The sequence below is a fragment of the Cellulomonas sp. P4_H4 genome (assembly GCF_056400865.1).
The window spans coordinates 640,478-666,886 of record NZ_JBFUKL010000002.1; the positions used below are offsets into that span (position 1 = coordinate 640,478).

25 protein-coding genes are annotated in these 26,409 nt (G+C 70.3%); 16 read left to right on the forward strand and 9 right to left on the reverse strand.

Annotated elements, in window-relative coordinates:
* The first annotated feature begins 182 nt into the window (after positions 1-182).
* Complete coding sequence (locus AC1DPN_RS09175; protein WP_477084424.1) at positions 183-695, forward strand: CbrC family protein; 513 nt, start codon at positions 183-185, stop codon at positions 693-695.
* A 54-nt stretch (positions 696-749) separates the two neighbouring features.
* Here AC1DPN_RS09175 and AC1DPN_RS09180 read toward each other — a convergent pair whose 3' ends face one another.
* A complete protein-coding gene (locus AC1DPN_RS09180) occupies positions 750-1,028 on the reverse strand; it encodes a GlsB/YeaQ/YmgE family stress response membrane protein (RefSeq protein ID WP_477084425.1) in 279 nt (92 codons plus the stop codon).
* Between the two features lie 91 nt (positions 1,029-1,119).
* Here AC1DPN_RS09180 and AC1DPN_RS09185 point away from each other — a divergent pair, with 91 nt between their 5' ends.
* Positions 1,120-1,785 carry a response regulator transcription factor gene (locus AC1DPN_RS09185; protein WP_477084426.1) on the forward strand — a complete coding sequence of 222 codons (666 nt, stop codon included), beginning with the start codon at positions 1,120-1,122 and terminating at the stop codon, positions 1,783-1,785.
* Between the two features lie 23 nt (positions 1,786-1,808).
* Here the strand turns inward: AC1DPN_RS09185 and AC1DPN_RS09190 are convergent, their stop codons facing one another.
* Positions 1,809-2,168 carry a DUF952 domain-containing protein gene (locus AC1DPN_RS09190; protein WP_477084427.1) on the reverse strand — a complete coding sequence of 120 codons (360 nt, stop codon included), beginning with the start codon at positions 2,166-2,168 and terminating at the stop codon, positions 1,809-1,811.
* 25 nt (positions 2,169-2,193) lie between these two features.
* Entirely contained in the window at positions 2,194-2,862 is a 669-nt protein-coding gene (locus tag AC1DPN_RS09195; protein WP_477084428.1) for a hemerythrin domain-containing protein, read from the reverse strand.
* Positions 2,863-3,063: 201 nt separating this feature from the next.
* Between AC1DPN_RS09195 and AC1DPN_RS09200 the strand changes: the two genes are divergently transcribed.
* Positions 3,064-3,486 (forward strand): CGNR zinc finger domain-containing protein, encoded by a 423-nt coding sequence (locus AC1DPN_RS09200; RefSeq protein ID WP_477084429.1) that lies wholly within the window; start codon positions 3,064-3,066, stop codon positions 3,484-3,486.
* An 81-nt stretch (positions 3,487-3,567) separates the two neighbouring features.
* Here the strand turns inward: AC1DPN_RS09200 and AC1DPN_RS09205 are convergent, their stop codons facing one another.
* Positions 3,568-4,041, reverse strand: a complete 474-nt coding sequence (locus AC1DPN_RS09205; protein ID WP_477084430.1) for a nitroreductase family deazaflavin-dependent oxidoreductase — start codon at positions 4,039-4,041, stop codon at positions 3,568-3,570.
* 397 nt (positions 4,042-4,438) lie between these two features.
* On the opposite strand from AC1DPN_RS09205, the gene AC1DPN_RS09210 reads away from it, so the two are divergent.
* From AC1DPN_RS09210 to AC1DPN_RS09220, 3 genes are all read left to right on the forward strand, one after another.
* Positions 4,439-6,301 carry an ABC transporter family substrate-binding protein gene (locus AC1DPN_RS09210; protein WP_477084431.1) on the forward strand — a complete coding sequence of 621 codons (1,863 nt, stop codon included), beginning with the start codon at positions 4,439-4,441 and terminating at the stop codon, positions 6,299-6,301.
* 344 nt (positions 6,302-6,645) lie between these two features.
* Positions 6,646-8,172 (forward strand): ABC transporter permease, encoded by a 1,527-nt coding sequence (locus tag AC1DPN_RS09215; RefSeq protein WP_477084432.1) that lies wholly within the window; start codon positions 6,646-6,648, stop codon positions 8,170-8,172.
* The gene (locus tag AC1DPN_RS09220) at positions 8,169-9,245 is read left to right on the forward strand and encodes an ABC transporter permease (protein ID WP_477084433.1); all 1,077 of its coding nucleotides are present in this window, start codon (positions 8,169-8,171) and stop codon (positions 9,243-9,245) included. Before AC1DPN_RS09215 ends, AC1DPN_RS09220 begins: the two co-directional genes overlap by 4 nt.
* Before the next feature lie 8 nt (positions 9,246-9,253).
* On the opposite strand, the gene AC1DPN_RS09225 is transcribed toward AC1DPN_RS09220, so the two are convergent.
* On the reverse strand, positions 9,254-9,835 hold the full coding sequence (locus tag AC1DPN_RS09225; protein WP_477084434.1) for a PH domain-containing protein: 582 nt from the start codon (positions 9,833-9,835) through the stop codon (positions 9,254-9,256).
* 81 nt (positions 9,836-9,916) lie between these two features.
* Here AC1DPN_RS09225 and AC1DPN_RS09230 point away from each other — a divergent pair, with 81 nt between their 5' ends.
* The 7 genes from AC1DPN_RS09230 (at position 9,917) to AC1DPN_RS09260 (ending at position 20,750) form a co-directional block, all read left to right on the forward strand.
* Positions 9,917-11,788: an ABC transporter ATP-binding protein gene (locus AC1DPN_RS09230; protein WP_477084435.1), complete on the forward strand. Its 1,872-nt coding sequence runs from the start codon at positions 9,917-9,919 to the stop codon at positions 11,786-11,788.
* A 139-nt stretch (positions 11,789-11,927) separates the two neighbouring features.
* Complete coding sequence (locus tag AC1DPN_RS09235; protein WP_477084436.1) at positions 11,928-13,724, forward strand: ABC transporter substrate-binding protein; 1,797 nt, start codon at positions 11,928-11,930, stop codon at positions 13,722-13,724.
* A gap of 116 nt (positions 13,725-13,840) precedes the next feature.
* Positions 13,841-15,811 carry a translational GTPase TypA gene (gene typA / locus AC1DPN_RS09240; RefSeq protein WP_477084437.1) on the forward strand — a complete coding sequence of 657 codons (1,971 nt, stop codon included), beginning with the start codon at positions 13,841-13,843 and terminating at the stop codon, positions 15,809-15,811.
* A gap of 22 nt (positions 15,812-15,833) precedes the next feature.
* Complete coding sequence (locus tag AC1DPN_RS09245) at positions 15,834-16,742, forward strand: PIG-L family deacetylase (RefSeq protein ID WP_477084438.1); 909 nt, start codon at positions 15,834-15,836, stop codon at positions 16,740-16,742.
* Between the two features lie 4 nt (positions 16,743-16,746).
* Positions 16,747-17,181 carry a hypothetical protein gene (locus AC1DPN_RS09250; protein WP_477084439.1) on the forward strand — a complete coding sequence of 145 codons (435 nt, stop codon included), beginning with the start codon at positions 16,747-16,749 and terminating at the stop codon, positions 17,179-17,181.
* Positions 17,178-17,672 (forward strand): flavin reductase family protein, encoded by a 495-nt coding sequence (locus AC1DPN_RS09255; RefSeq protein WP_477084440.1) that lies wholly within the window; start codon positions 17,178-17,180, stop codon positions 17,670-17,672. Before AC1DPN_RS09250 ends, AC1DPN_RS09255 begins: the two co-directional genes overlap by 4 nt.
* Positions 17,673-17,783: 111 nt before the next feature.
* Complete coding sequence (locus AC1DPN_RS09260) at positions 17,784-20,750, forward strand: VanW family protein (RefSeq protein ID WP_477084441.1); 2,967 nt, start codon at positions 17,784-17,786, stop codon at positions 20,748-20,750.
* Here AC1DPN_RS09260 and AC1DPN_RS09265 read toward each other — a convergent pair.
* Positions 20,747-21,004, reverse strand: coding sequence for a putative acetyltransferase (locus AC1DPN_RS09265; RefSeq protein ID WP_477084442.1), 258 nt, complete (start codon positions 21,002-21,004; stop codon positions 20,747-20,749). The two genes, AC1DPN_RS09260 and AC1DPN_RS09265, sit on opposite strands and share 4 nt — an antisense overlap.
* A gap of 83 nt (positions 21,005-21,087) precedes the next feature.
* Here AC1DPN_RS09265 and fdxA point away from each other — a divergent pair, with 83 nt between their 5' ends.
* The 3 genes from fdxA to AC1DPN_RS09280 all read left to right on the forward strand — a co-directional run bounded on the left by fdxA (position 21,088) and on the right by AC1DPN_RS09280 (position 24,064).
* Positions 21,088-21,414 (forward strand): ferredoxin, encoded by a 327-nt coding sequence (gene fdxA / locus AC1DPN_RS09270; RefSeq protein ID WP_028047410.1) that lies wholly within the window; start codon positions 21,088-21,090, stop codon positions 21,412-21,414.
* A 10-nt stretch (positions 21,415-21,424) separates the two neighbouring features.
* Positions 21,425-22,570 (forward strand): succinyldiaminopimelate transaminase, encoded by a 1,146-nt coding sequence (dapC, locus tag AC1DPN_RS09275; protein ID WP_477084443.1) that lies wholly within the window; start codon positions 21,425-21,427, stop codon positions 22,568-22,570.
* Between the two features lie 195 nt (positions 22,571-22,765).
* A complete protein-coding gene (locus tag AC1DPN_RS09280) occupies positions 22,766-24,064 on the forward strand; it encodes a citrate synthase (protein ID WP_477084444.1) in 1,299 nt (432 codons plus the stop codon).
* Positions 24,065-24,072: 8 nt separating this feature from the next.
* On the opposite strand, the gene AC1DPN_RS09285 is transcribed toward AC1DPN_RS09280, so the two are convergent.
* From AC1DPN_RS09285 to dapD, 3 genes are read right to left on the reverse strand one after another with little or no spacing between them, the layout of a single operon-like run.
* Positions 24,073-24,489 carry a type II toxin-antitoxin system VapC family toxin gene (locus tag AC1DPN_RS09285; RefSeq protein ID WP_477084445.1) on the reverse strand — a complete coding sequence of 139 codons (417 nt, stop codon included), beginning with the start codon at positions 24,487-24,489 and terminating at the stop codon, positions 24,073-24,075.
* Positions 24,486-25,409: a hypothetical protein gene (locus tag AC1DPN_RS09290; RefSeq protein WP_477084446.1), complete on the reverse strand. Its 924-nt coding sequence runs from the start codon at positions 25,407-25,409 to the stop codon at positions 24,486-24,488. Before AC1DPN_RS09290 ends, AC1DPN_RS09285 begins: the two co-directional genes overlap by 4 nt.
* Entirely contained in the window at positions 25,406-26,350 is a 945-nt protein-coding gene (dapD, locus tag AC1DPN_RS09295) for a 2,3,4,5-tetrahydropyridine-2,6-dicarboxylate N-succinyltransferase (protein WP_477084447.1), read from the reverse strand. Before dapD ends, AC1DPN_RS09290 begins: the two co-directional genes overlap by 4 nt.
* Positions 26,351-26,409: the final 59 nt, after the last annotated feature.

Here is a 26,409-nt window from a genome sequence, read left to right on the forward strand (position 1 = left end):
ACCATCGACATCGACTTCGACATCCACACATCGGCGTCTCACGGCGCGATCCGAACGCTACTCCGACCCACCGTGCGCGGACATCCCCCTCTGCGCCGGCGTCGGCGGCTCACAGGTCGCGGGGCTCGCCGTGGGCGCGGCGTGAGGTCCTCCGCCTGAGGGGCTCGGGCAGACTCGTTCCCGTGACCGACGCCCTGCCGAGCTTCCGCTACCACCCCGATCCCCTCCGTACGGGCTCGGTCCGTGCGTCCGCCGACGAGTGCGAGCGGTGCGGGTCGGCTCGGGGCTACGTGTACGCGGGCCCGACGTACGCGCTGCACGAGATCGAGTCGATCTGTCCGTGGTGCATCGCGGACGGGACTGCTGCCGAGGAGTTCGATGCCGAGTTCACCACGGTGGACGACGCGCCCGAAGGCATCCCGGACGACGTCCTCGACGAGATCGTCCGACGGACCCCTGGCTTCGTCGGGTGGCAGCAGGAGCGTTGGCTGTTCCACTGTGGCGACGCCGCGGAGTTCGTGGGCAAGGCAGGTTGGGCGGAGGTGTCGACCCTCCCGGACGTCGTCGCGGCCCTGCTCGCGGACGGGTGGGCCGAGGATGCCCTGCCGTCGCTCGACGCGTTCGGTGACCACACCGCGTACCTGTTCCGGTGCCGCCACTGTGGCGCCCGGCTCGCGTACGCCGACGCTGCTTGAACGCGACGGACGGCGGCCGGTCCCGGTCGTGGAGGATCGGGACCGGCCGGCCGGTCAGTTGGTGATCGAGCGGCGACCGCCGACGCGGATCCAGATCAGCAGCACGATGATCGCGCCGATGATCGACCCGATGAGGCCGGCTGGCTGCAGGAAGCCGTCGTCGGCGTCCTTGTGGAACAGCAGGTAGCCGAGGAACCCGCCGACGAACGATCCGATGATCCCGATGACGATGGTCATGGGGATCGAGAGGTTCTGCTTGCCGGGGACGAGCAGGCGCGCGAGCAGCCCGGCGATGAGCCCGACGATGATGACGGTGATGATGAGTCCCAGCATGGTGGTGCCTTTCTGAGGGGAGGTACTTCCCTCGACCTCACCACCCCTAGGGCTGGTGCAGTACACCCCTAGGGGGGTCTACGGTCGACGTGTGCCCCAGTCTGGAGGACCGATCACGGTTGCGCTCGTCGACGACTACGACGTCGTGGTCCTGGGCGTCGCCAAGATCCTCGACCAGTACCGCGACCGCGTCGTCGTGGCCGAGATCGACACGAACAAGCCGGTCGACGACGTCGTCGACATCGTCCTGTACGACTCGTTCGCGCAGCCGGAGTCCGACCAGCACGAGATCGGCGTCCTGGTGCGGAACCCGAACGCGCGTCGGGTGGTCGTCTACACCTGGAACTTCCACCCGGACCTCGTCGCCAGTGCTCGCGCACAGGGTGTGAGGGGCTACCTGTCCAAGGCGCTGCCGGCGCGCGAGTTCGTCGCCGCTCTGGAGGCCGTCCACGCCGGCGACGTCGTCATCAGCCAGGTGCCCGGGCGCGCCCGACCGGCCAACGGCCTGGACTGGCCCGGGCGCGGCGAAGGTCTGACCGACCGCGAGTCGGAGATCCTGGCGCTCATCACGCAAGGACTGAGCAACGCCGACGTCGCCGCGCTCACCTACCTCAGCCCGAACACGGTGAAGTCGTACATCCGGTCGGCCTACGCGAAGATCGGCGCGGAGAGCCGGACCCAGGCGGTGCTGTGGGGCGTCGGGCACGGCTTCGTCCCCGACCACCACCGGATCGACCACTGGCGCGGCGGTCCGTAGCTCGGCGCCCGTCCGGGGGCTGGTCAGCGCGCGGGACCCCACGCGAAGGCGCCGTCCGGACCGAAGTGCGCGGCGACCACGTCGACCACCCAGGCGGGGTCGATCGGGCCGTAGACGTGCGGGTAGATCTCGCCGTTGCCGCCGTCCTCGTAGATCACCTGGGTGCCGGAGGCCGTGATGGTGTCGGTCTCGAGCAGCAGGATGCACAGCTCGGCGGGGTCGTCCGCGAAGACGAGCTGAGCGACGCCGGGCAGCTGAGCCCTGGACGAGGCGTGGATGAACCCGACGTCCTCGTAGGTGCGGCCGCGTGTCGACCAGCGGTAGCTGCCTTCGGCCAGAGCCGCGTCCCAGTCCGCGCGGTGGGTGAGGTGCAGGATCTCCACGCTTCGGACGGTACCTGGACGGGTGCTAGCTGCCGTAGACGCGGGCGCGGTGCGCCGCGAACTGCCGCTTGCCCACCGTCCTCCACAGCAGTCGCGCGGGGGCGGGCAGGTTCGTGCGCAGCCACGCGGTGCGCTCGTCGGCAGGAACTATCTCCAGGATCCAGCCGAGCTGGAGGAGCAGCTTGTCCTTGGGGATCGACGCCATCCCGTGCTCGTGCAGGAGGCTCCACTCGCGCTGTGACATGACGGTCGCCGCGGTCGGCAGGATCTGTGCCTCCTCCTGGCCCAGGTGTGCGAGGAGGGTGGTTCGCATCTCGCTGAGCAGGTCCGCGACGTGGTCGCGGGCCACTCCGTCGGCCGCCACCTCCCACGTCGGCATCAGGTCGTCGAGGCGCTCGAGCTGTCCTGCCGTCGCGGCGTGCTGACTCTTCATCAGTCCGACGTGCAGCGCGCAGGCAGGCGCTCGGTGCTCGAGGGTGTCCCACAGGAGGAGGTCCTCGCCCTCGTGGTGGTGGTGGAGCGCGGCGGCGACCTCGCGGACGTGGCCGGCGACGGGATGCATGCGGGCCCGATTGCCGTCCGGCACGCCCCGGACGAGGCCGGGCAGGTCAGTGAACGCGCGGCGGAACAGTGCGTGGATGTGCAGCATGTCGGAGGTGTCGCAGCCCAGCTTCTCAGTCGCGGTGGCAGTCATCAGTTCTCTCGTCCCGTCGGTCCAAGGTGTCGCAGCGTCACCAGTAAACGAGGTACGCTGGTGATGACTATTGTGGCGAGCGGCGCCCGGCGTCAAGGGCGTTCTCGACGAGACGAGGGGTGAACCGTTCACACCGACGAGCTTCTGGAGTGGGTCGCCCTCGGCTCCGAGCCGGGCGTGGCTCCCGAAGGACTGGAGCGCGTGCGCGCCCTGCTGAACACCGACGACCGGTTCCATGGCGTCGAACGAATGGTCGGAGGGCCGGGGCCTCTGATCGCTCTGCGCGACGCCCTGCGCGCGTACGTGACGAGCGGCGACCTGGACGGGCTGGCTCGTATCGCTGCGACAAGCCCGCTCGCCGTCACTTTCGACGGCGCCGGAGCGTCGCTGGCGCCGGCTGGATCGGACCCGACCGTGGCGTCCCTGATCGCCGACGTCTACCGCGCGCACGCGTCGGGGGACTGGCTCCGCCTCAAAGCCTGCGCAAACCCCGACTGCCAGTGGATCTATTACGACAGCTCGCGCAACCGATCGGGTCGCTGGTGCTCGATGAACGAGTGCGGCGAGGTGATGAAGGCCCGCGCCTACCGCCAACGCGCCCGGACGAGCTCGCCGCGAAAGTGAGCGCTGCTCGTGTTTGCTCCATCCCGCGGGTGCTCCGGCGACGTCTCCGTCCCGTCCGACCGGGGTCAGCCAGAGCTGGGGTCAGGTGGTAGCCGGCGCGAGTCGGAAGACGCGGAGCTCGCGGTCGGACGCGCGGGAGGCGTACGTCTCATAGGCGGGCCACACGGCCAGGAGAGCCGGGAGCAGGCGAGCCCGTTCGTCGGCCGTGGCCAGCGACGCCGTGACGGGCGTGCTCACACCGGCGATCGTCACGGTCGCGCGCGGCTCGGCCAGCAGGTTGCCGGACCAGGCCGGGTGGTGGTCCTGTCCCCAGTTGGAACCGATGAGGACCCACCCGTCGCCGTCCACGGCGTACAGCAGGAGGGCCTCGCGCGGCTCACCGGACTTGCGGCCCGTCGTGGTGAGGATCAGCTGGGGGAGCGTGGGCTTGCCCAGGATGCTGAGCCGCCCGCTGGTGGCTTTCTGCAGCCGCCGGTCGAGGGCGGACGTCGCCCGCCCTGCTCGCGCGAACCAGCGGCTGTGACCGAGCCGATGCAGTACCGAGATGACGCTCATGGCGCGATTGTCCCTGCTCAGCGGGCGTTTCCGAATTGCCGGGAGTACGGTGAAAGTGGACTCCGGCCTCACAGGGCGCTCTCAGCGGGGCCCAGCGGCTGTCGTAGGTCCATAGCAGATGCGCGGTCGATCGGCAGGGATTTTGCCCGGGTGCCACTCGTCCGCTCTGCATCGGACAGGTAACCGTGGTGTTTCTGCGGGGTGACGATCTCACATCGTGGACGTACCAGTCAGTATCAATAGCGTAACGATCATCGGTTCTGCCGCCCGGTGTCCGAATTGTCCATTGTTGCTTCACTAACGTGTCCGCAACCCCCGGAGGGCTCTGCACCCCTGTGCGTCGTGACCATCGACGCCCGAGCGATCCAGCAGGCCCACCACCGTTTCAGGAGGAACATTGAAGATCACACGGAAGGCCGCGACCGCTGCGGTCGCCTCGCTGAGCCTTCTCGCCCTTGCTGCGTGCAGCAGCGGTAGCAGCGACGACAGCACCGACGACTCCGGTATCAACCAGGAGACCGCGGTCAACGTTGCCTGGGAGTCGCCGCTGTTCGAGACGAACACCGACTCGTCCAACGGCAACGCGACGCAGAACGCTGTCATCACGTACCTCACGAACGAGACGTTCAACTTCTACGACCCGGACCTCAAGCTCCAGAAGAACGAGGGCTTCGGCACGTACGAGAAGACGTCGGACGACCCGCTGACGGTCAAGTACACCCTCAACGACGACGCCGCATGGTCGGACGGCACGCCCGTCACCGCCGCGGACCTCCTGCTCGGCTGGGCCGGCACCTCCGGTGCGCTCAACACGATCGAGGGCACGACGGACGAAGAGGGCAACGACACCACCGACTACACGACCGGTGTCTACTTCGACGGTGTGACCCCCGGCGCGGCCTTCGTCACCAAGACCCCCGAGATCTCGGACGACAACAAGTCGATCACCTACGTCTACGACAAGCCGTTCGGTGACTGGGAGCTCAACTTCATCGCCGCGACCGTCCCGGCGCACGTCGCCGCGATGCACGCGTTCGAGTTGACCGACGCGACCGAGGCCACGGACGCCCTCGTGAAGGCGATCCAGGACGACGACGTCGAGAAGCTCAAGCCCCTCGCCAAGTGGTGGAACAGCGGCACCGAGTTCACCAAGCTCCCCGACGACAAGTCGCTGCTGGTCGCCAACGGCCCGTACGTCATCTCGGAGTTCGTCGAGAACCAGTACCTGACGCTCGAGCGCAACCCGAAGTACAAGGGTGACCACGCGGGCGGCCCGGACACCATCACCGTCCGCTACATCGACGACCCGATGGGCCAGGTCCAGGCGCTGCAGAACGGTGAGGTCGACCTCATCGGCCCGCAGGCCTCGGCTGACGTCCTGACCGCGCTCCAGGCGCTCGACGGCGTGACCGTCGACAACGCGATCGAGGGCACCTACGAGCACGTCGACCTCGTGTTCGACAACAAGGGTCCGTTCGACCCGGCGACCTACGGTGGCGACGCTGCGAAGGCCCTCGCGGTCCGCACGGCGTTCCTCACCGCGATCCCGCGTCAGACGATTGTCGACAACCTGATCGTCCCGCTGAACCCGGACGCCGAGGTTCGTAACTCGTTCATCGACCTGCCGGGCTCCCCGAACTACGACGACATGGTCGCCAACAACGGTTCGGACGCCTACCCGCTGGACGCGGACGTCGCCAAGGCCAAGCAGATCCTTGCTGACGCCGGCATCACGACGCCGATCCCGGTCCGGTTCGCCTTCAACGGTGACAACCCGCGCCGTGTCAACGAGTTCGCGCTGATCAGCGACCCGGCCACGCAGGCCGGCTTCCAGATGATCGACGCCTCGGCGCCCGCCACCGAGTGGGGCACCAAGCTGTCGAGCCAGCAGAGCGAGTACGACGCATCGCTCTTCGGCTGGCAGTCCGAGTCCACCGCTGTGACGGAGTCGGAGGCCAACTACCGGACCGGTGGCATCAACAACTACGGCCACTACTCCAACACCACGGTCGACGGTCTGTTCGACCAGCTGGCCGTGTCCATCGACCCGAAGGAGCAGGCGCAGCTCCAGCTGGACGTCGAGAAGCAGCTCTGGGCCGACGCGTTCGGAACCACGATCTTCCAGTTCCCCGGCATCCACGCCTGGAACAGCGGCAAGCTCGAGGGTCCTGCGCCGATCTCCATCAACCCGACGATCTTCTACGGGTTCTGGGACTGGAAGGCCACCGCGACGGAGCCCTCGGCCGAGGCCACGAGCTGACAACCGTCGTTACCGTCTGACCTGACGCACAGCGTGAGGGCGGGGGAACCCACGGGTTCCGCCGCCCTCACCGTGTGTGCACGACTACGGGACCACCCGCACCGGAGATGATCCGGGCGGGTGGTCGTCCGGTCGGCACACCCGCACGACTCGCGCGAACCCCGTCAGCAGCTCTGACGCCTGGGCAACGATGCCCCGCGTCCCACCCCGGGAGCTGCCGACGGCTCGAGCGGAACACTCGGTCGGATGCCCCACCAGGGCGTTCGACCGCCCCTTGCGCTCATGCCGCGTAGACTTTGGCGGCTGGTGCGTAAACGTCCCTCAACCGTGAGGTACCACTCTTCATGCTCTCGTTCCTGTGGCGACGCCTGCTTGCCGGACTGGCGACACTTTTCGTCTCGACGTTCGTCATGTACCTCCTGGTCTATGCGTCGATGGACCCGTTCTACGATCTGCGGCAGTCGAACGCGCCGAACAAGGCGCAGCTCATCTCCGAGCGGATCCAGCTGCTCGACCTGAACACGGGCGTCGTCATCCGCTACTTCAAGTGGCTGGGTGACGTGCTGCACGGCGACCTCGGTGTCGCGTGGGTGAGCGGCCAGCCGGTGTCGAACCTGCTGCAGGGCGCGATCGCGTCGACAATCCAGCTCGTCACCGCGGCGACGTTCCTCGCGATCGTCTTCGGCGTCGCCGTCGGCATCGTGAGCGCGCTGCGGCAGTACAGCTCGTTCGACTACCTCATCATCTTCGTCTCGTTCCTCCTGTACTCGCTGCCGGCCTTCTGGGTCGCGGTGCTGCTCAAGCAGTGGGGTGCGATCGGCTTCAACGACTTCCTCGCGGACCCGGTGATCTCCTGGGTGGCGATAACCGTCATCGGGTTGCTCGCCGGTCTGCTGTGGAGCCTCGCGATAGGCGGCGACGTCCAGCGTCGGGCGGTCACGTTCGGTCTCGGATTCGCCGCGACCTTCGGGATGTTCGCGTTCCTGCAGATCACCGACTGGTGGACGACGCCCAGCATCAACCCGCTGTTGCTGGCGTTCCTCGGCACGGCGAGCGCGTTCGCCATCACGACCTTGTCGACCGGCCTGAAGAACCGGCGGGCGCTGGGCGCCTCGCTGACGACCGTGGTGATCGGCCTGGTCCTGTTCCTGCCGCTCAACGTCTTCTTCAAGTCGGTCGAGGAGAGCTGGCTGCTCATCCTCGGCCTGGCGCTCGTCACGATCGCGGTCGGCGTCGGTGTGGGCTACGCCTGGGGTGGCCCTGACCGGGCGGTGTCCGCACGCACGGCCGCGATCACCGCGGTCGTCGTCGCGTCGATGATCTTCGTCAACCAGGTCATGCGCGTGTGGCCCGCGTACTACAACGCGCCGGCCATCAGCGGGCGGCCGATCCCGACCATCGGCAACCAGACGCCGAACCTCGGCGGCAACTTCTGGGTGCAGACGCTCGACACGTTCACGCACCTGCTCCTGCCGACGCTCGCGCTGCTGCTCATCGGCTTCGCGGCGTACACCCGCTACTCGCGCTCGAGCATGCTCGAGGTGATGAGCCAGGACTACATCCGCACGGCGAGGTCCAAGGGCCTCCCCGAGCGGACGGTGATCATGCGGCACGGCTTCCGCAACTCGCTGATCCCGCTGGCGACAGTCGTCCCGATCGACGTCATCACCCTGCTGGGTGGCGCGATCATCACGGAGCGCGTGTTCGCCCGGCCGGGCATGGGCACGCTGTTCCTCTACTCGCTGACGCACGCCGAGATCGACCCGGTCATGGCGTACCTGCTGATCGTCGCGGCCCTCGCGATCATCGCGAACATCGTCGCCGACCTCATCTACGCAGGCCTCGACCCCAGGATCCGGGTGAACGCATGAGCACCGTCGAGCAACTCCCCCCGGAGGACTCCACCGAGAACGCGATCGAGCTGCGGGAGGTCGCCGGACTCTCGCAGAGCCAGATCGTCCGCCGTCGCTTCCTGCGCCACCGCGGTGCCATGGTCGCGATCTTCGTCCTGGCGTTCGTCGTCCTGCTCGCCTTCACCTCGGTGGGCGTGTTCGGCTGGGACGGTTGGTGGATCTGGGGACCCAACCAGACCAACAGCGTCATCATCAACGGCGGCCACCCGACCATGGAGCTGCCGGTGTGGCTCGGCGGAGACGCGGGCCTCTGGTTCCACTGGGGCCTGCACCCGTTCGGGCAGGACGAGATCGGGCGCGACGTGTTCGCGCGCGTCATGCAGGGCACGCAGACCTCGCTGATCATCACGGTCACCGTCGGTCTCGTGGCCACGATCACCGGGATCATCGTCGGGGCCCTCGCGGGCTTCATGCGCGGTCGCACCGACAACCTGCTGATGCGGCTCACCGACCTCGTCATCACGATGCCCGTGATCGTCATCGGTGCCGTCCTCGGTCAGCTCGCCGGTGGCAACAACCCGCTGATCTTCGGGACGTTCCTCGGGCTGATCACCTGGACCACGCTCGCGCGGCTGGTGCGAGGCGACTTCCTGACGCTGCGCGAGCGCGAGTTCGTCGACGCCGCGCGGGTGGCCGGCGCGAGCAACAGCCGCATCATGTTCAAGCACATGCTGCCCAACGCCATCGGCGTGATCATCGTCAACACGACGCTGCTGATGAGCTCCGCGATCCTGCTGGAGACCGCCCTGTCCTACCTGGGCGTCGGCATCAAGGCGCCGGCCACGTCGCTCGGACTGCTGATCAGCCAGTACCAGGAGGCGTTCTCGACGCGTCCGTGGCTCTTCTGGTGGCCCGGTCTGTTCATCGTGGTCATCGCGCTGGCCATCAACTTCATCGGCGACGGTCTGCGCGACGCGTTCGACCCTCGCCAGAAGCGGATCCCGTCGGAGCGCAAGATGGCCAAGGCCCTGCGGGTGGACCCCGCGACCGGCCGGCCGATGTCGGCGAGCGCGTCGGCGGAGGCCTCGTGATCCTCGGGTCAGAGCAGGACGGCCGACGCGGCGGCGAGCACCAGCACCCCGCCGATCAGCAGCCAGTGCCAGCGGCGCTGCGGTGTGACACCCGCTGCGACGGCAGCCTCGGCGCCCTTGAGGAAGCCGGCGTCCTTGAGAGCGGCCTGCCGCTCGACGATCGCGTCGGCGACTCGTTCGGCGTTCGCGTTGTGTCGTCCAGGCCCGAGGGGACCCTCGGGCGGACGGCGGCGCCGCATCCGCTGCACCGTGCCGCTGGAACGCGGTGCCGCCCAGGCGGTCACGTCCGGGCCGGTGCTGTGCACGACGAGCGAGTACTTCACGGTCACGCCGCGGTAGGCGGGCCACGGGATGCGCACGGTCGCCAGCACGTTGCGGACCACGACCTCGCCGTCGGACACCTCGACGGACGGGCGCCAGAAGAGCGCCCAGATCAGCAGCACGATGAGGCCCATCAGCGGAACCAGAGCCAGGGCCTCGCTCACACCGTCCGCGACGAGCACGCTGACCAGGGCGATCACGGCAGCAACGGCTGCGGCGCCCGTCAACCAGCGGCCGTACGACGAACTGAACTCCTGCGTGGCACCCATTCGGCCATGCTCCCAGACCGGTGCTCGACGACGGCGACCCCGTCCACCGCGCACCTCGTCCTCGGCCAGTAAGGAACCAGCGTGGCAATCGACACCTCCGACGCCGTCCCCGCAGCATCGCCGACGCGGACGCCGGTGCTCACCGTGCGTGACCTCGGCGTCGACTTCTACGTCGACGGACAGTGGTACCCGGCCGCGACCGGCGTGAGCTACGACGTCTTCCCGGGCGAGGTGCTCGCCATCGTGGGCGAGTCCGGTTCGGGCAAGACGCAGTCCTCGATGTCCCTGCTCGGCCTGCTCCCGCCCAACGGGCGTGCCAACGGCAGCGCCAAGCTGGGTGACCGTGAGCTGATCGGCATGTCCGCTCAGAAGCTCCGGCACGTCCGCGGCCGTGAGATCGCGGTGATCTTCCAGGAGCCCATGACGGCGCTCAACCCGGTCTACACGGTCGGGTTCCAGATCATCGAGACCCTGCGCACGCACTTCGACATCGGCCCCAAGGAGGCCCGCGCGCGCGCCCTCGAGCTGCTGCGCCTGGTCGAGATCCCGGACCCGGACCGCCGGATCGACGCGTACCCGCACCAGCTGTCGGGCGGTCAGCGTCAGCGCGCCATGATCGCGCAGGCGCTGGCGTGCGACCCGAAGCTGCTGATCGCCGACGAGCCGACGACGGCCCTCGACGTCACGGTGCAGGCCGAGATCCTCAAGCTCATGCGCGACCTGCGCACGCGCATCGACTCCGGCATCGTGCTGATCACCCACGACATGGGCGTCGTCGCCGACCTGGCCGACAAGATCATCGTGATGAAGGACGGGCGGGTCGTCGAGGAGGGCTCGTCGATCGACATCTTCAACGCGCCGACGCACCCGTACACGATCAAGCTGCTCGACGCCGTGCCCCACCTGGGCCGCAGTGCCGACGCGCTCGCCGCCGAGGGCACCGAGACGTCGACGACCACGGCCGACGCCCGACCCACCGAGCCGGTCGCCGAGACCGCCACCGACGTGGTGCTCGAGGCCAAGGACATGGTCATCGAGTACCCGGGTCGTCGTCGCCAGCCGGCGTTCCGGGCCGTCGACGGCGTGAGCCTGACGATCAGGCGTGGCGAGGTCGTCGGTCTCGTCGGTGAGTCGGGGTCCGGCAAAACGACCATCGGCCGCGCGGTCGTCGGGCTCCTTCCCGTGACGTCCGGTGAGCTCAACATCGTCGGCCAGAACATGGTCGGCGCGACGCTCAAGGACCTCAGGCCGTTGCGCAGCAAGGTCGGCATCGTCTTCCAGGACCCGGGTTCGTCGCTCAACCCGCGCCTGCCCATCGGTGAGTCGATCGGCGAGCCGCTGCTCCTGCACCGCGGCGTCAAGGGCGCCGAGATGTCCAGGGCGGTCGAGCGCCTGCTCGACCAGGTGCAGCTCCCGCGGGCCATGCGCAACCGCTACCCGCACGAGCTCTCGGGTGGTCAGCGTCAGCGCGTGGGCATCGCCCGCTCGCTCGCGCTCGAGCCGCAGCTGCTCGTCGCGGACGAGCCGACGTCCGCGCTCGACGTGTCCGTGCAGGCCACCGTCCTGGAGCTGTTCCAGGACCTGCAGCGCGAGCACGGCTTTGCGTGCCTGTTCATCAGCCACGACCTCGCCGTCGTCGAGATGCTCTCCGACCGGATCGCGGTCATGCACAACGGCCGCCTGGTCGAGATCGGCGAGACGGCGCAGGTCGTCAACCACCCGAAGGACGCCTACACGCAGCGGCTCCTCGCGGCCGTGCCGGTGCCCGACCCGGTGGCCCAGCAGGAGCGTCGCCTGACCCGCGACGCGCTGCTCGACGCTCAGCGCGACGAGCTCGAGCGCGCCGAGATCGCTCGTGCCGCCGGCCTCGCGGACGCGTCGGAGAACGCCGAGCTGGACGCGCACGACATCGTCGACCAGGGTCCGGGGCAGACCACCGGCCGAGGCTTCTGAGCACGGCCCGCTCTCGGGACTCGTCGCACTTCTGCCGAGTTTCGACCGATTCGTACGGCAAGGTTGAGGTTCGGCGGGTGGTGACCGATACCTCCGCATGGGGCGGCTCGTCCCGTACGAGGGTTGTCGGAGGCATGCGGTGCACAGAGGGACACGTCTGACGGTCGTCGCGACGGTGTCGCTGGCGGTGGTGGCGACTCTCGCGGGCTGCACCGACCCTGAGCCGCAGCCTGGCCGCCCGGGCACCGTGGTTGTCGCCGTCTCGTCGGCCTTCACGTCGCTGAACGGGGGGACGGCGCAGGGACGCGCTCCGGGCAGCACACTGGTCCGTGGTCTGGCGCAGTCCGGTTTCGTGAGCCTCGACGAGGCCGGGGGAGCCGTGCTCGACACGTCGTTCGGCACGATCGAGAAGGTGAAGGACGCGCCCCTCACGGTCACGTACACGCTCGCCGAGGACGCGACCTGGTCCGACGGCGTACCGGTCACGACCGACGACCTCATCCTCGAGTGGGCCGCGCGCAGCGGCCAGCTCGACGACGTCGCGCCGGAGCTCGACGCGGCCGGTGAGGTCACCAACGACGACGCGCTCGCCGCGGGGGTTGCCTTCGCCGCCGCGTCCCCGGCGCTGATCTACGCCGAGCAGGTGCCCGTCGTGGACGGCACGAGCGTGACAGTGACGTACACGAAGCCCGTGGCCGACTGGCAGGTCGCTCTCGACGTCGGCGTCCCCGCCCACGTCGTCGGACAGGTGGCGCTGGGCGTCGAGGACCCCGAGGACGCGGCCGCAGCGGTGACCGCGGCGATCACCGGTGAGGACAAGAAGGCGCTCAGCTCGATCTCGGAGACGTGGCGCACGCAGTTCGACGCCGACGCCCTCGCGCAGCACATCGACCTCGCCGTGAGCGACGGACCGTACGCGATCGACCTGATCGTGCCCGGCGAGCGTGTGGAGCTGGTCCGCAACGACGAGTACACGGGCGACGAGCCCGCCGCGTACGACCGGGTCGTGCTGCGGAGCGACCTCAGCCCCCTGGACGCTGTCGACGCGTTGTCCGACGGCACCGTCGACGTGATCGCGCCCGCCGACACCGCCGACGTGCTCGACGCACTGGGCGGCGTCGAGGACGCGACGGTTCGCACCGGGGGTGACAGCACGCTGCAGCTCGAGCTGCAGGTGGCCGGAGGCGGGGTGTTCGACCCGGCGACGTACGGAGACGATGCGGCGAAGGCGACCGCCGTCCGCACGGCGTTCCTGCTCACGGTCCCGCGCGACACGATCGTCGACGACCTCGTCGTGCCCCTGTGGCCGGATGCCGAGGTGGCCACAGGAGTGCTGCCTCGGGTCAGTCCCGACGCAGGGGGCGCTGCCGCACCGGACGGTGCCGCCGACATCGACGCAGCGACCTCGGCACTCGAGGATGCGGAGATCACGGACCCGGTGGTCGTCCGGGTCCTCACCAACACGACCGACCCCTTGCGCGAGGCGATGCTCGACCAGATCGCGGACTCCGCGGCCGCGGCAGGCTTCCAGGTGGAGCCCTACACGCCGGTCGAGGCGTGGGCGACCGACCTGCGCGACGAGCCCGAGGCCTGGGACGTGGCACTCGTGCCCGTGTCGCAGTCCGACCTCCCCGTCGACGCGATCGTGATGCGCTGGCAGACCAAGGGCATCGCCAACCTCACGAGCTGGTCGGACCCGGCGACGGACGCGGCGACCAAGAAGCTCGATGCGACGCTCGACCCGGCTGCCGTCGGCGCTGCTCTCACACCGGTGGCGACGAGCCTGGTGGACGGCGGCGCGGTCGTCTCGATCGTGCAGCAGCCCGTCGTCGTCGCCCAGCGCCCGCTCCCCGACGGGACGGCGCTGCCCGAGATCGAGCCGCTGGCGCTCGGCCGGGCCGACCTGACCTCCTGGTGGGCCTGGGCGCGCACGTAGCCGCGACGGAAGTGGGTCTGGTCACCTTCCCTGCCGGACAGTCGTACGGACGGGTAGGATTGACCGGCGCAGCCGACGACCCGGCGCGCTCCCCACCTTCTGAGATGAGTTCCCCCATGTCTGAGCCCACGTCTGCGCCGACCTCGTCTGCGACCGTGCCGACGCTGGCTGCCGGCACCAGCGTGCGCGCCGACCTGCGCAACGTTGCCATCGTCGCGCACGTCGACCACGGCAAGACCACGCTCGTCGACGCCATGCTGTGGCAGTCCGGCTCCTTCGGCTCCCACGCCCACGTGGACGAGCGGGCGATGGACTCCGGCGACCTGGAGCGCGAGAAGGGCATCACGATCCTCGCCAAGAACACCGCGATCCGGTACACGGGTCCCGCGGCGGCGGAGATCGGCCAGCCCGACGGCATCACCATCAACGTCATCGACACCCCCGGCCACGCCGACTTCGGCGGTGAGGTCGAGCGCGGCCTGTCCATGGTCGACGGCGTCGTCCTGCTCGTCGACGCCTCCGAGGGCCCGCTGCCGCAGACGCGCTTCGTGCTCCGCAAGGCGCTCGTCGCCAAGCTGCCCGTGATCCTGGTCGTCAACAAGACCGACCGTCCCGACGCGCGCATCACCGACGTCGTGCACGAGGCGACCGACCTGCTGCTCGGCCTCGCGTCCGACCTGCACGAGGACGTCCCGGACCTGGACCTCGACGCGATCCTCGACGTGCCCGTCGTGTACGCCGCCGCCAAGGCCGGCCGCGCGTCGATGAACCAGCCGGCCGACGGCGGCCTGCCGGACGCGGAGAACCTCGAGCCGCTGTTCAAGACGATCCTCGAGCGGATCCCGGCGCCCACCTACACCGAGGGTGCCCCGCTGCAGGCACACGTCACCAACCTCGACGCGTCGCCCTTCCTCGGCCGCCTCGCCCTGCTCCGCGTCTTCAACGGCACGATCCGCAAGGGTCAGACCGTCGCGTGGGCCAAGGCCGACGGCACCCTGGCGAACGTGAAGATCACCGAGCTGCTCGAGACCAAGGCGCTCGAGCGCGTCAGCACGGACTCGGCGGGTCCTGGCGACATCGTCGCCGTCGCCGGCATCGAGAACATCACCATCGGGGAGACGCTGACCGACCCCGACGACCCGCGCCCGCTGCCGATGATCACGGTCGACGACCCGGCGATCTCCATGACCATCGGGATCAACACGTCGCCGCTGGCCGGCCGCGGCGGCAAGGGCCACAAGGTCACCGCCCGCCAGGTCAAGGACCGCCTCGACAAGGAGCTCGTCGGCAACGTCTCGCTCCGCGTCCTGCCCACCGAGCGTCCCGACGCCTGGGAGGTCCAGGGCCGTGGTGAGCTCGCGCTGGCCATCCTGGTCGAGCAGATGCGTCGCGAGGGCTTCGAGCTCACCGTCGGCAAGCCGCAGGTCGTCACCAAGAAGGTCGACGGCAAGGTGCACGAGCCCGTCGAGCGCATGACGATCGACGTCCCCGAGGAGTACCTCGGCGCTGTGACGCAGCTGCTCGCGCAGCGCAAGGGCCGCATGGAGACCATGTCGAACCACGGCACCGGCTGGGTCCGCATGGAGTTCCTGGTTCCCGCCCGTGGCCTCATCGGCTTCCGCACGCGGTTCCTCACCGACACCCGCGGCACCGGCATCGCGTCGTCGATCGCCGAGGGCTACGAGGCGTGGGCCGGCGCGATCGACACGCGCATCAACGGCTCGCTCGTCGCCGACCGCTCCGGTCCCGTCACCCCGTTCGCCATGATCAACCTGCAGGAGCGTGGCTCCTTCTTCGTCCAGCCGACGCAGGAGGTCTACGAGGGCCAGATCGTCGGTGAGAACTCGCGCAACGAGGACATGGACGTCAACATCACCAAGGAGAAGAAGCTCACCAACATGCGGTCGGCCACCGCGGACAACTTCGAGAACCTCATCCCGCCGCGCAACCTCACGCTGGAGGAGTCCCTCGAGTTCGCCCGCGAGGACGAGTGCGTCGAGGTGACGCCGGAGATCGTGCGCATCCGCAAGGTCGTGCTCGACCAGACCGAGCGTGCGCGCATCACAGCCCGCTCCAAGCGCGCCTGACGTTCCTCTCCTCGACCACCCGATGAACCGCCTCGTCGTGGTGCACGCGCACCCTGACGACGAGTCGCTGACCACCGGCGCGCTCCTGGCCACCTGGGCCCGCGCCGGAGGTCCGACGACGGTGGTGACCTGCACGCGTGGTGAGCGCGGCGAGGTCATCGGAGCGCCGATGGCGCACCTCGAAGGCGACGGCCCCGCCCTCGCCGCCCACCGGGTCGGAGAGCTGGGCAGGGCCCTGGCCGCTCTGGGGGTCACCGATCAGGTGTTCCTCGACGACGTGCCGGAGGGCTCGGTCGACGTGTTCGAGGACTCGGGCATGGCCTGGGTGGACGCGCAGCAGGCCGGGCTGTCCGACGACGTCCCACCGCGTGCGTTCGTCGGCGTGGACGTCGACGACGCCGCGCAGCGGCTCGCCCGGATCCTGCGCGATCGCCGGGCGGACGTCGTCGCGACCTACGAGCCCGGCGGTGGCTACGGGCACCCGGACCACGTGCGCTCGCACGAGGTCACCCGGCGAGCTGTCGACCTGGTCGAGCCGCGCCCGGTCCTGCTGCTGGCAGTCCAGGGTGCGCGGGCGCTCCGGCGCGCGTACGCGTCGCTCGCGGTGCACGAGCTGCACGGCTCCGGGCTGGTCGTCCCCGACGTCGACGGCCAACTGCCGTCGGTCGCGGTAGCCGACGACCAGAGGGACCTCGAGGTCGACGTGCTACCCGTCCGCGACCAGGTCCTCGCGGCGCTGCGGGCCCACGCGACCCAGGTGCAGGCCGTCGAGGAGATCGACGGCGACGAGGCCGTCGTCGGGTGCTACGCCTTGAGCAACCAGCTCCTCGCACCGGTGCTCCCGGTCGAGTCCTACCGGTTCGAGCACGCCGTGCGGCCCGGCGACGGCGCGCCCGTCGCGTGGCCGCCCGGCATGCGCCCGATAGCCTGACCGCGTGCACTCCGCCTCTGCGCTCTCCTGGTCGACGATCGGCAAGGCATTCCTGACCCTCGTGCTCGGCGCCGTCGTCGGCGGGATGGGCACGGTCATGCATCGCAGCCTCCGGCCCTGGGGTCTCGTCCTGTGCCTGTTGCTCGTGCTCACGGCGGCGGTCACCGCGAGGGCGTTCGGTGGTCTCGTCGCCTGGATCGGATTCGTGCTCGGCCTGGGAACGGCCGTCCTGACCCTGTCGCAGACCGGTCCGGGCGGAGACGTCCTCGTGCCGGCGGAACAGCGGATCGGGCTCGTGTGGCTGGTCGGAGCGGGTGTCGTCGCGATCATCGCGATGCTGCTTCCGCGTACGTGGTTCTCGGACGCGCCACTGCCGGCCCGACCCCGCGAGCCCGCACTGGCCGCTGACGTCGGCGGGGAGCCGGACGTCCCGCAGTGAGTCCCGAGCTCTCCACCGACGACTTCCGGTCCGCGATCGGTCGCCTGCCCGCGGGCGTCGCGGTGATTACCCTGCGTTGGCGCGGAACCGTGCACGCGATGACCGCCAGCGCCGTCGCGTCGGTGTCGCTCGAGCCCGCGATGCTCCTGTTCTGCGTGCATGTCGACGCACGGTTCCGTGACGCGCTCGACGACGTGGAGACCTGGTCCGTCAGCATCCTCGCCGACGACCAGGCGCACACGGCCGACTGGCTCGCCTCACCGGGTCGGCCCGCCTTCGACCAGCTCGCGCGCGTGCCGCACCGCCCGGCACCGCTCTCCGGCGGTGTCTGGCTGGACGGCGCCGCAGCGTGGTTCGACTGCCGCACGTCGCAGATCCACCGCGCGGGCGACCACGACATCGTCGTCGGCGACGTGCTCGCCGTCGAGCAGGGGCACGCCGCCGCCGGGGGACTGGTGCACCTTCGCGGACGCGTGCGGCCGGTTCGCTGACCGAACCCCTGTGAATCACCTCGGGCGCATGTCCACGGGGCCTGGACCGCGCCACGCGCCCCGTAGACTCGCGCGGGCGCGTTGTATGCGCAGGAACAGCAGGGGAGCGGGATGAGCAACGACACGGGGCGCGACCAGGCGGCACAGTCCGGGGAAGGTGTGAAGTCGGTCGTGGGTGCTTCGACGGATCCGGTCTGGCCGGTCTGGGGCGATACGCCGAAGGCGCCTGCCGAGTTGCAGGTCGAGCCCGATGTCGAGCCGGCCGACGAGGTCGATCCGGTGGCCGAGGTCGATCCGGTGGCCGAGGTCGAACCGGTCGCCGATTCCGAGCCGACGCCCGAGGTCGCCCCCGAAGCAGACGCGGACGCCGATGCTGTCTCCGCGGACGAGGTGGCTGACGGTGACCCGGCGGACGCGGTGCCCGACGAGGTCGAGCCGGCCGACGCGTCCGGGTCGTCTCCCGAGGTCGCCCCCGGAGCCGACGCCGTCGACCAGGGCGTTGCCACGGACGAGGGTGCGGAGGGCACCGGTGAGCCGGACGAGGCAGCCGAGCCCGCCGCCGCCGCGGTCGCAGCCGTCGAGGCGGACGTCTCTGAAGACGCCGATGTCGCCGACGAAGCGGACGTCTCTGAAGACGCCGATGTCGCCGACGAGGCGGACATCGCTGAAGACGCTGAAGACGCTGAAGACGCTGAAGACGCTGAAGACGCTGAAGACGCTGAAGACGCTGAAGACGCTGATGTCGCCGACGAGGCCGATGTGGCCGAGGACTCCGAGGTCGCCGACGCGGCGTCGCCGCTCCCGCACGACGAGCCGGAGCCCGAAGCCGCCGACGCGTCGACTGCCGCTGAGAAGCAGGTCGGCGACGAGGCCCTCGCGCCGGAGTCCACGCCGGAGCCGGAGCCTGCTCCAGCCGTCGAGACCACGTCGGTCGAACCCCCGCCCGCCTCGACGTCCGAGACCGTCGAGGCGCCCACCGACGACGCCACGGAGGTTCTGCCGCCTGTCGTGGCAGCCGCAGCAGCGTCGGTCGCGGCGTCCGCGGCCCAGCCGGTCCCCGCGTCGGGTCCGCAGGCAATCGCCACTCCGCCGGCAACCACTCCAGCCGCACCGGTCGCTGCCCCGGCGGCCGCTCCCGCTGCGTCGGTGCCGGATCCGGCCCCGACGGCCGTGCTTCCTCCCGCCGCCCCGCTGGCGGCTCCCGCTGCACCGAGCCCGAATCCCGCGCCGACAGCGGTACTGCCTCCCGTCGTGGCGCGTGCCGCCGCGCCGGCAGCCCCCGGCGGGTTCGTCCCGGTCACGGCAGCCGCGGCCGCAGCCACGGGCACCCTCCAGTCCGGGCGGGTGCCGTCCAGCGAGCGCGCGCCCTCGCCGTTCGACGTGTTCGAGCCCGAGGCCCGCCGCCGTCGCTGGCCGCGCCGGCTGCTGATCATCCTCGGCATCGTGCTCGTCCTGGCTGCGGCCTACGTGGTCGCGTCGTACGCCGTGGCCGACAAGGTGCCGCGGGGCGCGAGCGTCGCCGGTGTGGACATCGGCGGCATGACGTCCGAGGCCGCGGTCACCGAGCTCGAGACCGAGCTGGCGGACGCGACGACGCAGCCGATCCAGGTGGAGGCCAACGACGAGCAGGCGACGCTCGACCCGACGACGTCGGGCCTGACGTTCGACGCGCAGGCCACGGTCGACCAGCTGACGGGCGTCGATCTGGCCGACCCGTCGCAGCTGTGGGGCCACATCATCGGCATCGGCGAGCAGCCGCCCGTGACGGCGGTCGACATCAAGGAGCTCTCGGCGTCCGTCGACGGCCTCGGGACCGCCCTGGCGCTCGTGCCCGTGGACGGCACGATCGTCTACGTCGACGCGACCGCACAGTCGACGGACGCGGTCGACGGCTGGAAGCTGGACGCCGCCGAGTCGGCGAAGGTCATCGCGAGCGACTGGCTCGTCGCGCCCCGACCGCTCGCTCTGCCCACCACGACCGTCCCGCCGACGATCACGCAGGAGAAGACCGAGGCCGCCCTCGCCGAGGCGACCACGGTGACGTCGGCGCCCGTCTCGGTCGCGGTGTCGGGGCAGGTGGCGCTGCTCGACGCGAAGACGCTCGCGCAGAACACGGCCTACATGCCCATCGACGGCGACCTGCTCCTGCAGATGAACGGCGACGGTCTGACCGCGGCCGTCCTGGCGCAGCTGCCCGACCTGCTGACGGCCTCCGCGGACGCGCACTTCGAGTTCCAGAACGGTGCTCCGGTGATCGTCCCGGGCACCCCGGGGACGACGCTGGACCCCGCTGCGGTGGCGACCGCCGTCAGCGCGGCGGCCGTGTCGAACGACCGGACTGCCGAGGTCGAGCTGGTGACGGCCGACCCGGCGCAGTCGACCGCGGCTCTCGAGGCGCTCGGCGTCAAGGAGATCGTCTCGGAGTTCTCCACGCCGCTGACCAGCGAACCGCGTCGCACGGTGAACATCGCCAACGGCGCCAGCAAGATCAGCGGCACGCTCATCAAGCCCGACGAGACGTTCAGCCTGACCGCCGCGCTCGGACCGATCGACGCGGCGCACGGGTTCGTCGAGGCGGGCGCGATCATCAACGGCGAGCACACCGACGCGTGGGGTGGCGGCCTGAGCCAGATCTCGACCACGACGTACAACGCGGCGTTCCTGGCGGGCTACGAGGACGTCGAGCACCGCCCCCACAGCGAGTGGTTCGCGCGCTACCCCGAGGGGCGCGAGGCGACGATCTTCACCGGGACGCTCGACATGCGGTGGAAGAACAACACGCCGTATGGCGCTCTCGTCCAGGCGTGGGTGGCGGACAACCGGGTGTACGTGCGGGTGTGGAGCACCAAGTACTACACCGTGGAGTCGATCACCAGCCCGCGCTCGGGCGTCGTCCAGCCGACGACCGTCTACTCGCAGTCGCCCACCTGCGGGGCGCAGTCGGCCGGCAACCCCGGGTTCTCGGTGACGGTGACGCGCAAGACGTCGCTCAACGGCGTCCTGGTCAACACCGAGTCGAACAAGTGGCGCTACAAGCCGCAGAACAAGATCGTCTGCGGACCGGCGCCGACGCCCTAGTCGACCGGGCGACGGTGCCGCGGCGCGGGTGGCGGCGGCACCAGCTTGGTCAGGACGATGTCGGCGGCGGGCACCTGGACGTCGCCGCGCCGCGTGCGCACGAGGACGCCGTCCTCGTCCACGGCGAGCACCTCGCCGAGGACGTCGGTGTGCCGCGGCTCGTCGGGCGCCGGGTCCGCCGGCAGGTCGTCGCGGAGTCTGCGCACGACGACGCGGATGCCCGGCGACCAGTCGCGCCATGTCGCCTGGGTCACGGCACGTTCCGTGGACAAGCGGTCACGAGCTGGTGCATGTGCGCGATACTAGGGGTGACCCCCGGCACTGTGGAGGACCGACCGTGACGTATGTGATCGCCGAACCTTGCGTTGACGTCAAGGACAAGGCGTGCATCGAAGAATGTCCCGTGGACTGCATCTACGAGGGCAAGCGGTCGCTGTACATTCACCCGGACGAGTGCGTGGACTGCGGTGCGTGCGAGCCGGTCTGCCCGGTCGAGGCCATCTACTACGAGGACGACGTCCCGGAGCAGTGGACCGAGTACTACAAGGCCAACGTCGAGTTCTTCGACGACCTGGGTTCGCCCGGGGGTGCCGCGAAGATGGGTGAGATCGACAAGGACCACCCGATCATCGCGGTCCTGCCGTTGCGCGTGCACGGCGAGTGACGCCTGCTCGATGGGCCTGCTGACCGGCGCCCTGCCGGACTTTCCCTGGGACACGCTCACACCCTTCAAGGAGCGCGCCCGCGCGTACCCCGGCGGGATCGTCGACCTGTCGGTGGGCACGCCCGTCGACCCGACGCCCTCGGTGGTCCGGGAGGCGCTCGCGTCCGCCTCGGACTCGCCCGGCTATCCGACGACGCACGGCACGCCCGAGCTGCGGCAGGCCGTCGTCGACTGGTTCGCGCGTCGGCGAGGCGTGCGCGGGCTCGATCCCGCCGGCGTGCTGCCGACCGTCGGCTCCAAGGAGCTCGTCGCGTTCCTGCCCTCGCTGCTGGGACTCGGCGCGGGCGACGTGGTGCTGCACCCGTCCGCGGCCTACCCGACGTACGACGTGGGTGCCCGGCTCGCCGGTGCGACGCCCGAGCCGACCGACGATCCCGCGACACGTCTGGAGTCGGGTCCGGGTGACGTGCGGCTCGTCTGGCTGAACTCGCCCGGCAACCCCACGGGGTCGGTCCTGGGCGTCGACGAGCTCGCGCGGGTCGTCGACGCCGCCCGGGCGGCATCCGCGCGCGACGGTCGGCCCGTCGTGGTCGCGTCCGACGAGTGCTACGCGGAGCTCGCCTGGGACGAGCCTTGGGCCTCCCAGGGCGTGCCGAGCGTGCTGGACCCGCGCGTCACCGGCGGCGACCTGACCGGGCTGCTCGCCGTGTACTCGCTGTCCAAGCAGTCCAACCTCGCCGGTTACCGCGCGGCGTTCGTCGTCGGGGACCCGGCGCTCGTCGGGACCTTGCTCGAGGTGCGCAAGCACGCCGGGATGATCGTCCCCGGCCCGGTCCAGGCCGCGACCGCGGCGGCGCTGGCCGACGACGAGCACGTGGTCGAGCAGCGCGCGCGGTACCGGCGCCGGCGCACGGTGCTGCGCTCGGCGCTCGAGCAGGCGGGCTACGCCGTCGACGCCTCGCACGCCGGGCTGTACCTCTGGGTTCGCCCCGAGGCGGGCGGCCAGGACAGCTGGGCGACCGTCGGCGACCTGGCGTCGCTCGGAATCCTCGTCGCGCCCGGTGCGTTCTACGGTGCACCCGGGCACGTGCGGGTGGCCCTGACGGCGCCGGACGAGCGCATCGCCGAGGCTGCCGCGCGGCTTGCCGGAGCCTGACCGAGTACCACCGAAGCCTCCTGTGATCGTCGTCACAGGACCAACGTCACATCGAGGATTGGTCACGGAACGTCTCGCGCAGGTACCGTCGATCAGGCCAACGAGGGCCACAACGGCAGGCCGAACCGGCTGCACAACACGACGGCCGACCGCGCGGACATCCTCGCCACCGAGCCGTCGCAGGAGAGGAACACCATGTCGGACGTCGTCACCGCTCCGGTCCAGCTGATCGTCGAGGGCAAGTCGAAGGACCTGCCCATCGTGACCGCGACCGAGGGCAACGACGGGATCGTCGTCTCCTCGCTCCTGCGCGACACCGGCCTGGTGACCGTGGACCCGGGCTTCATGAACACCGCCTCGTGCGAGTCGAAGGTCACCTACATCGACGGTGACGAGGGCATCCTGCGATACCGCGGGTACCCCATCGAGCAGCTGGCCGAGAAGTCGACGTTCCTCGAGGTCGCGTACCTGCTGATCCACGGCGAGCTGCCTACGCCGTCCGAGCTCGACGCGTTCGTCGAGCGCGTCAACCGGCACACGCTCGTGCACGAGGACTTCCGCACGTTCATGGGGACGTTCCCGCGCCACGCGCACCCCATGGCCGTGATGTCGTCGGCGATCAATGCGTTGTCGACGTTCTACCCCGAGTCGCTCGACCCGTTCGACCCGGAGACCGTCGAGCTGGCCACCGTCCTGATCCTCGCGAAGACGCGCACGATCACGTCGTACGTGCACCGTGCGAGCAAGGGTGAGCCGCTGCTGTACCCCGACTACTCGCGCGGCTACGTCGAGGACTTCCTGCGCATGACGTTCGCGGTCCCGTACCAGCAGTACGAGGCGGACCCCACCGTCGTCGCGGCGATGGACAAGCTGCTGATCCTGCACGCGGACCACGAGCAGAACTGCTCGACGTCGACCGTCCGCATCGTCGGCTCGAGCCACGCGAACCTGTACGCGTCGGTCGCGGCCGGGATCAACGCCCTGTCCGGCCCGCTGCACGGTGGCGCCAACGAGGCCGTGCTCAAGATGCTCACGGAGATCCAGGCCAACGGCGGCGACGCGTCCGAGTTCATGAAGCGCGTGAAGAACAAGGAGCCCGGCGTCCGCCTCATGGGCTTCGGTCACCGCGTCTACAAGAACTACGACCCCCGCGCGGCGATCGTGAAGAAGAGCGCCGACTCGGTCCTGTCCGCCCTGGGCGCCCACGACCAGCTGCTCGACCTGGCCATGGGCCTCGAGGAGATCGCGCTCTCCGACGACTACTTCATCTCGCGCAAGCTCTACCCCAACGTCGACTTCTACACGGGCCTCATCTACAAGGCGATGGGCTTCTCCGAGGAGATGTTCACACCGCTGTTCGCGCTCGGCCGGATGCCCGGCTGGATCGCCCAGTGGCGCGAGATGATGACGGACCCGCAGACGAAGATCGGCCGCCCGCGGCAGATCTACACCGGTGCGGTCGAGCGCGACTACACGGGCGCCGACGCGCGCTAGCCGACGCGCTAGCTGTCGCCCCTCGACGGAGCGGTCAGCGCGTCGAACGGCGCGATCGCGACGATCCCCGCGACGGCGTCCGCCAGCTCGCCGTCAGCGGTGACGAAGACGTCGGCCTGCAGCTGGGCGACGGCGACGTACTCGGCCTGCGTCGTGTCGTCCTGGTCGAGCTGCTCCGCGATCCGCCAGGCCGTCGCGCGCGACACCCGGTCACCGAGCAGGCGCATCCGTGTCGTCGTGACGCGGTCGAGCAGGACGCGCGCCTCGCGGGGGTCGAGCTCGCCGCGGCGGACGTCGCGGTACAGCATCGACAGCACGTCGGAGCGCAGGAGGGTGGGCGCGACCAGCTGGTGCTCGTCGGCGACCGTGATGTTCTCGCGCGCTAGCCGGAGCGCCGTGGCTGCGTCGATGCCGAATCGGGTCATGGGCCTAGTGTGCTCGCCGGGTGCGACAGGTAGGCAGAGATCGTGAGGCTGATCGTCCCGGGAGCGACGGGTGTGGTGGAGGGCTCCCACCTGCCGGACTCCCGGTTCCACGTCTGGTCGCCGACGCTCACGGACGTCAGCCCGAGGGGCTGCGCGACGGCGACGGCCCACTGCGCGAGCGCCCAGTCCCGCTGCCCGGCGTCGTCGACCGCGGACACCGCGGCCGTGGGGAACGTCAGCGTGGTGCCCTCCTCGGTCGGGGTGACCTGGACAGGCACGTCGCCGAGGTCGCGCTGCACGCGCGCGACGACTGCGTCGGGAGACCCGACCGCCGCGTCGTGCAGGGTGCAGGTGAGCGCCGCGGGCGAGTGGCCCGTGAGGGCGGAGGCCCACGCGCGCGAGGTGCCCTCGTGCTGCGCGTAGGCATCGGGGAACCCCGACCGCTGCACGGCCTGGGCGGCCTCGGTGATCGGCAGGTCGCGGTAGTCGGGGACCTTGACCAGGTGGTCGTAGAACGTCCCCGTCGCGTACACGGGGTCCTGCACCTGCTCGGGTGTGCCCCAGCCCTGCGACGGGCGCTGCTGGAACAGGCCGAGCGAGTCGCGGTCGCCGTGCTCGACGTTGATGAGCTTCGACTCCTGCATCGCGGTCGCCAGGGCGATCGTCACTGCGCGGGCGGGCAGCTCCCGGTCGACGCCCATGCCCGCGATGAGCGCAGCGTTCTCGGCCTGACCGGTCGACAGCGCCCAGGTGGTCCCGTCGACCGTGACGACGCACCTCTCGGCGACCGGTGCCGCCGGGTGCGTCCGGTTGAGCACCCAGACCACGCCGGCGACAGCTGCCGCGAGGAGGACGAGGGCGACGACCACGGCGCAGCCGCCGCGCCGGGCCCGCCGTCGCGGACGACGTCGAGCGCTCACGCGTTGGCGTGCAGGGACGCGTTCAGCTCGACGCCCGTACCCGCACGTGCGACCGCCTCGACCCCGCCGGTGAGCGAGTTCCGACGGAACAGGATGTTGTTGCGGCCGGCGAGCTCGCGGGCCTTGACGACGACGGGCTCGCCCGCGCCCAGCACGGTGACCTTCGTGCCCGCGGTGACGTACAGGCCGGCCTCCACGACGCAGTCGTCCCCGAGCGGGATGCCGACGCCCGCGTTCGCGCCGAGCAGGGTACGGCTGCCGATCGAGACGACCTCGCGGCCACCGCCGGACAGCGTCCCCATGATCGAGGCGCCGCCGCCGATGTCGGAACCGTCGCCGACGACGACCCCGGCCGAGATGCGTCCCTCGACCATCGACGTGCCGAGCGTCCCGGCGTTGAAGTTCACGAAGCCCTCGTGCATGACGGTCGTCCCGGCGGCGAGGTGGGCCCCGAGGCGCACGCGGTCGGCGTCGGCGACCCGGACGCCGGTGGGGACCACGTAGTCGACCATGCGCGGGAACTTGTCGACGCCGAGGACCGTGACCGGGACGCCGTGGGTCGCGCGCAGACGTCCGCGGGTGACCTCGAAGCCGTCCACCGCGCACGGGCCGCGGTCGGTCCACACCACGTTCGGCAGGACGCCGAAGATGCCGTCGAGGTTCTGCCCGTGCGGGGCGACGAGCCGGTGCGAGAGAAGGTGCAGGCGCAGGTACGCGTCGGCGGTGTCCGCGGGTGGGGTGTCCAGGTCGACGACTGTGCGGACGAGCTGGATGCGCACGGCGCGGGCGTCGTCCTTGCCCTCGGCCGCGATCAGCTCGGCCGGTGCGGTGGTGTCCGTGGAGGGCACGCCCAGCGCGGGGGAGGGGTACCAGACGTCGAGGGTGGTGCCGTCATCGGTCACAGTCGCCAGGCCGTAGCCCCAGGCCGTCCGGGAAGTCATGGCGACAACCCTAGGTCAACGGGTGCGACTAGGGTCGCGTCGTGACCTCCGAGACACCC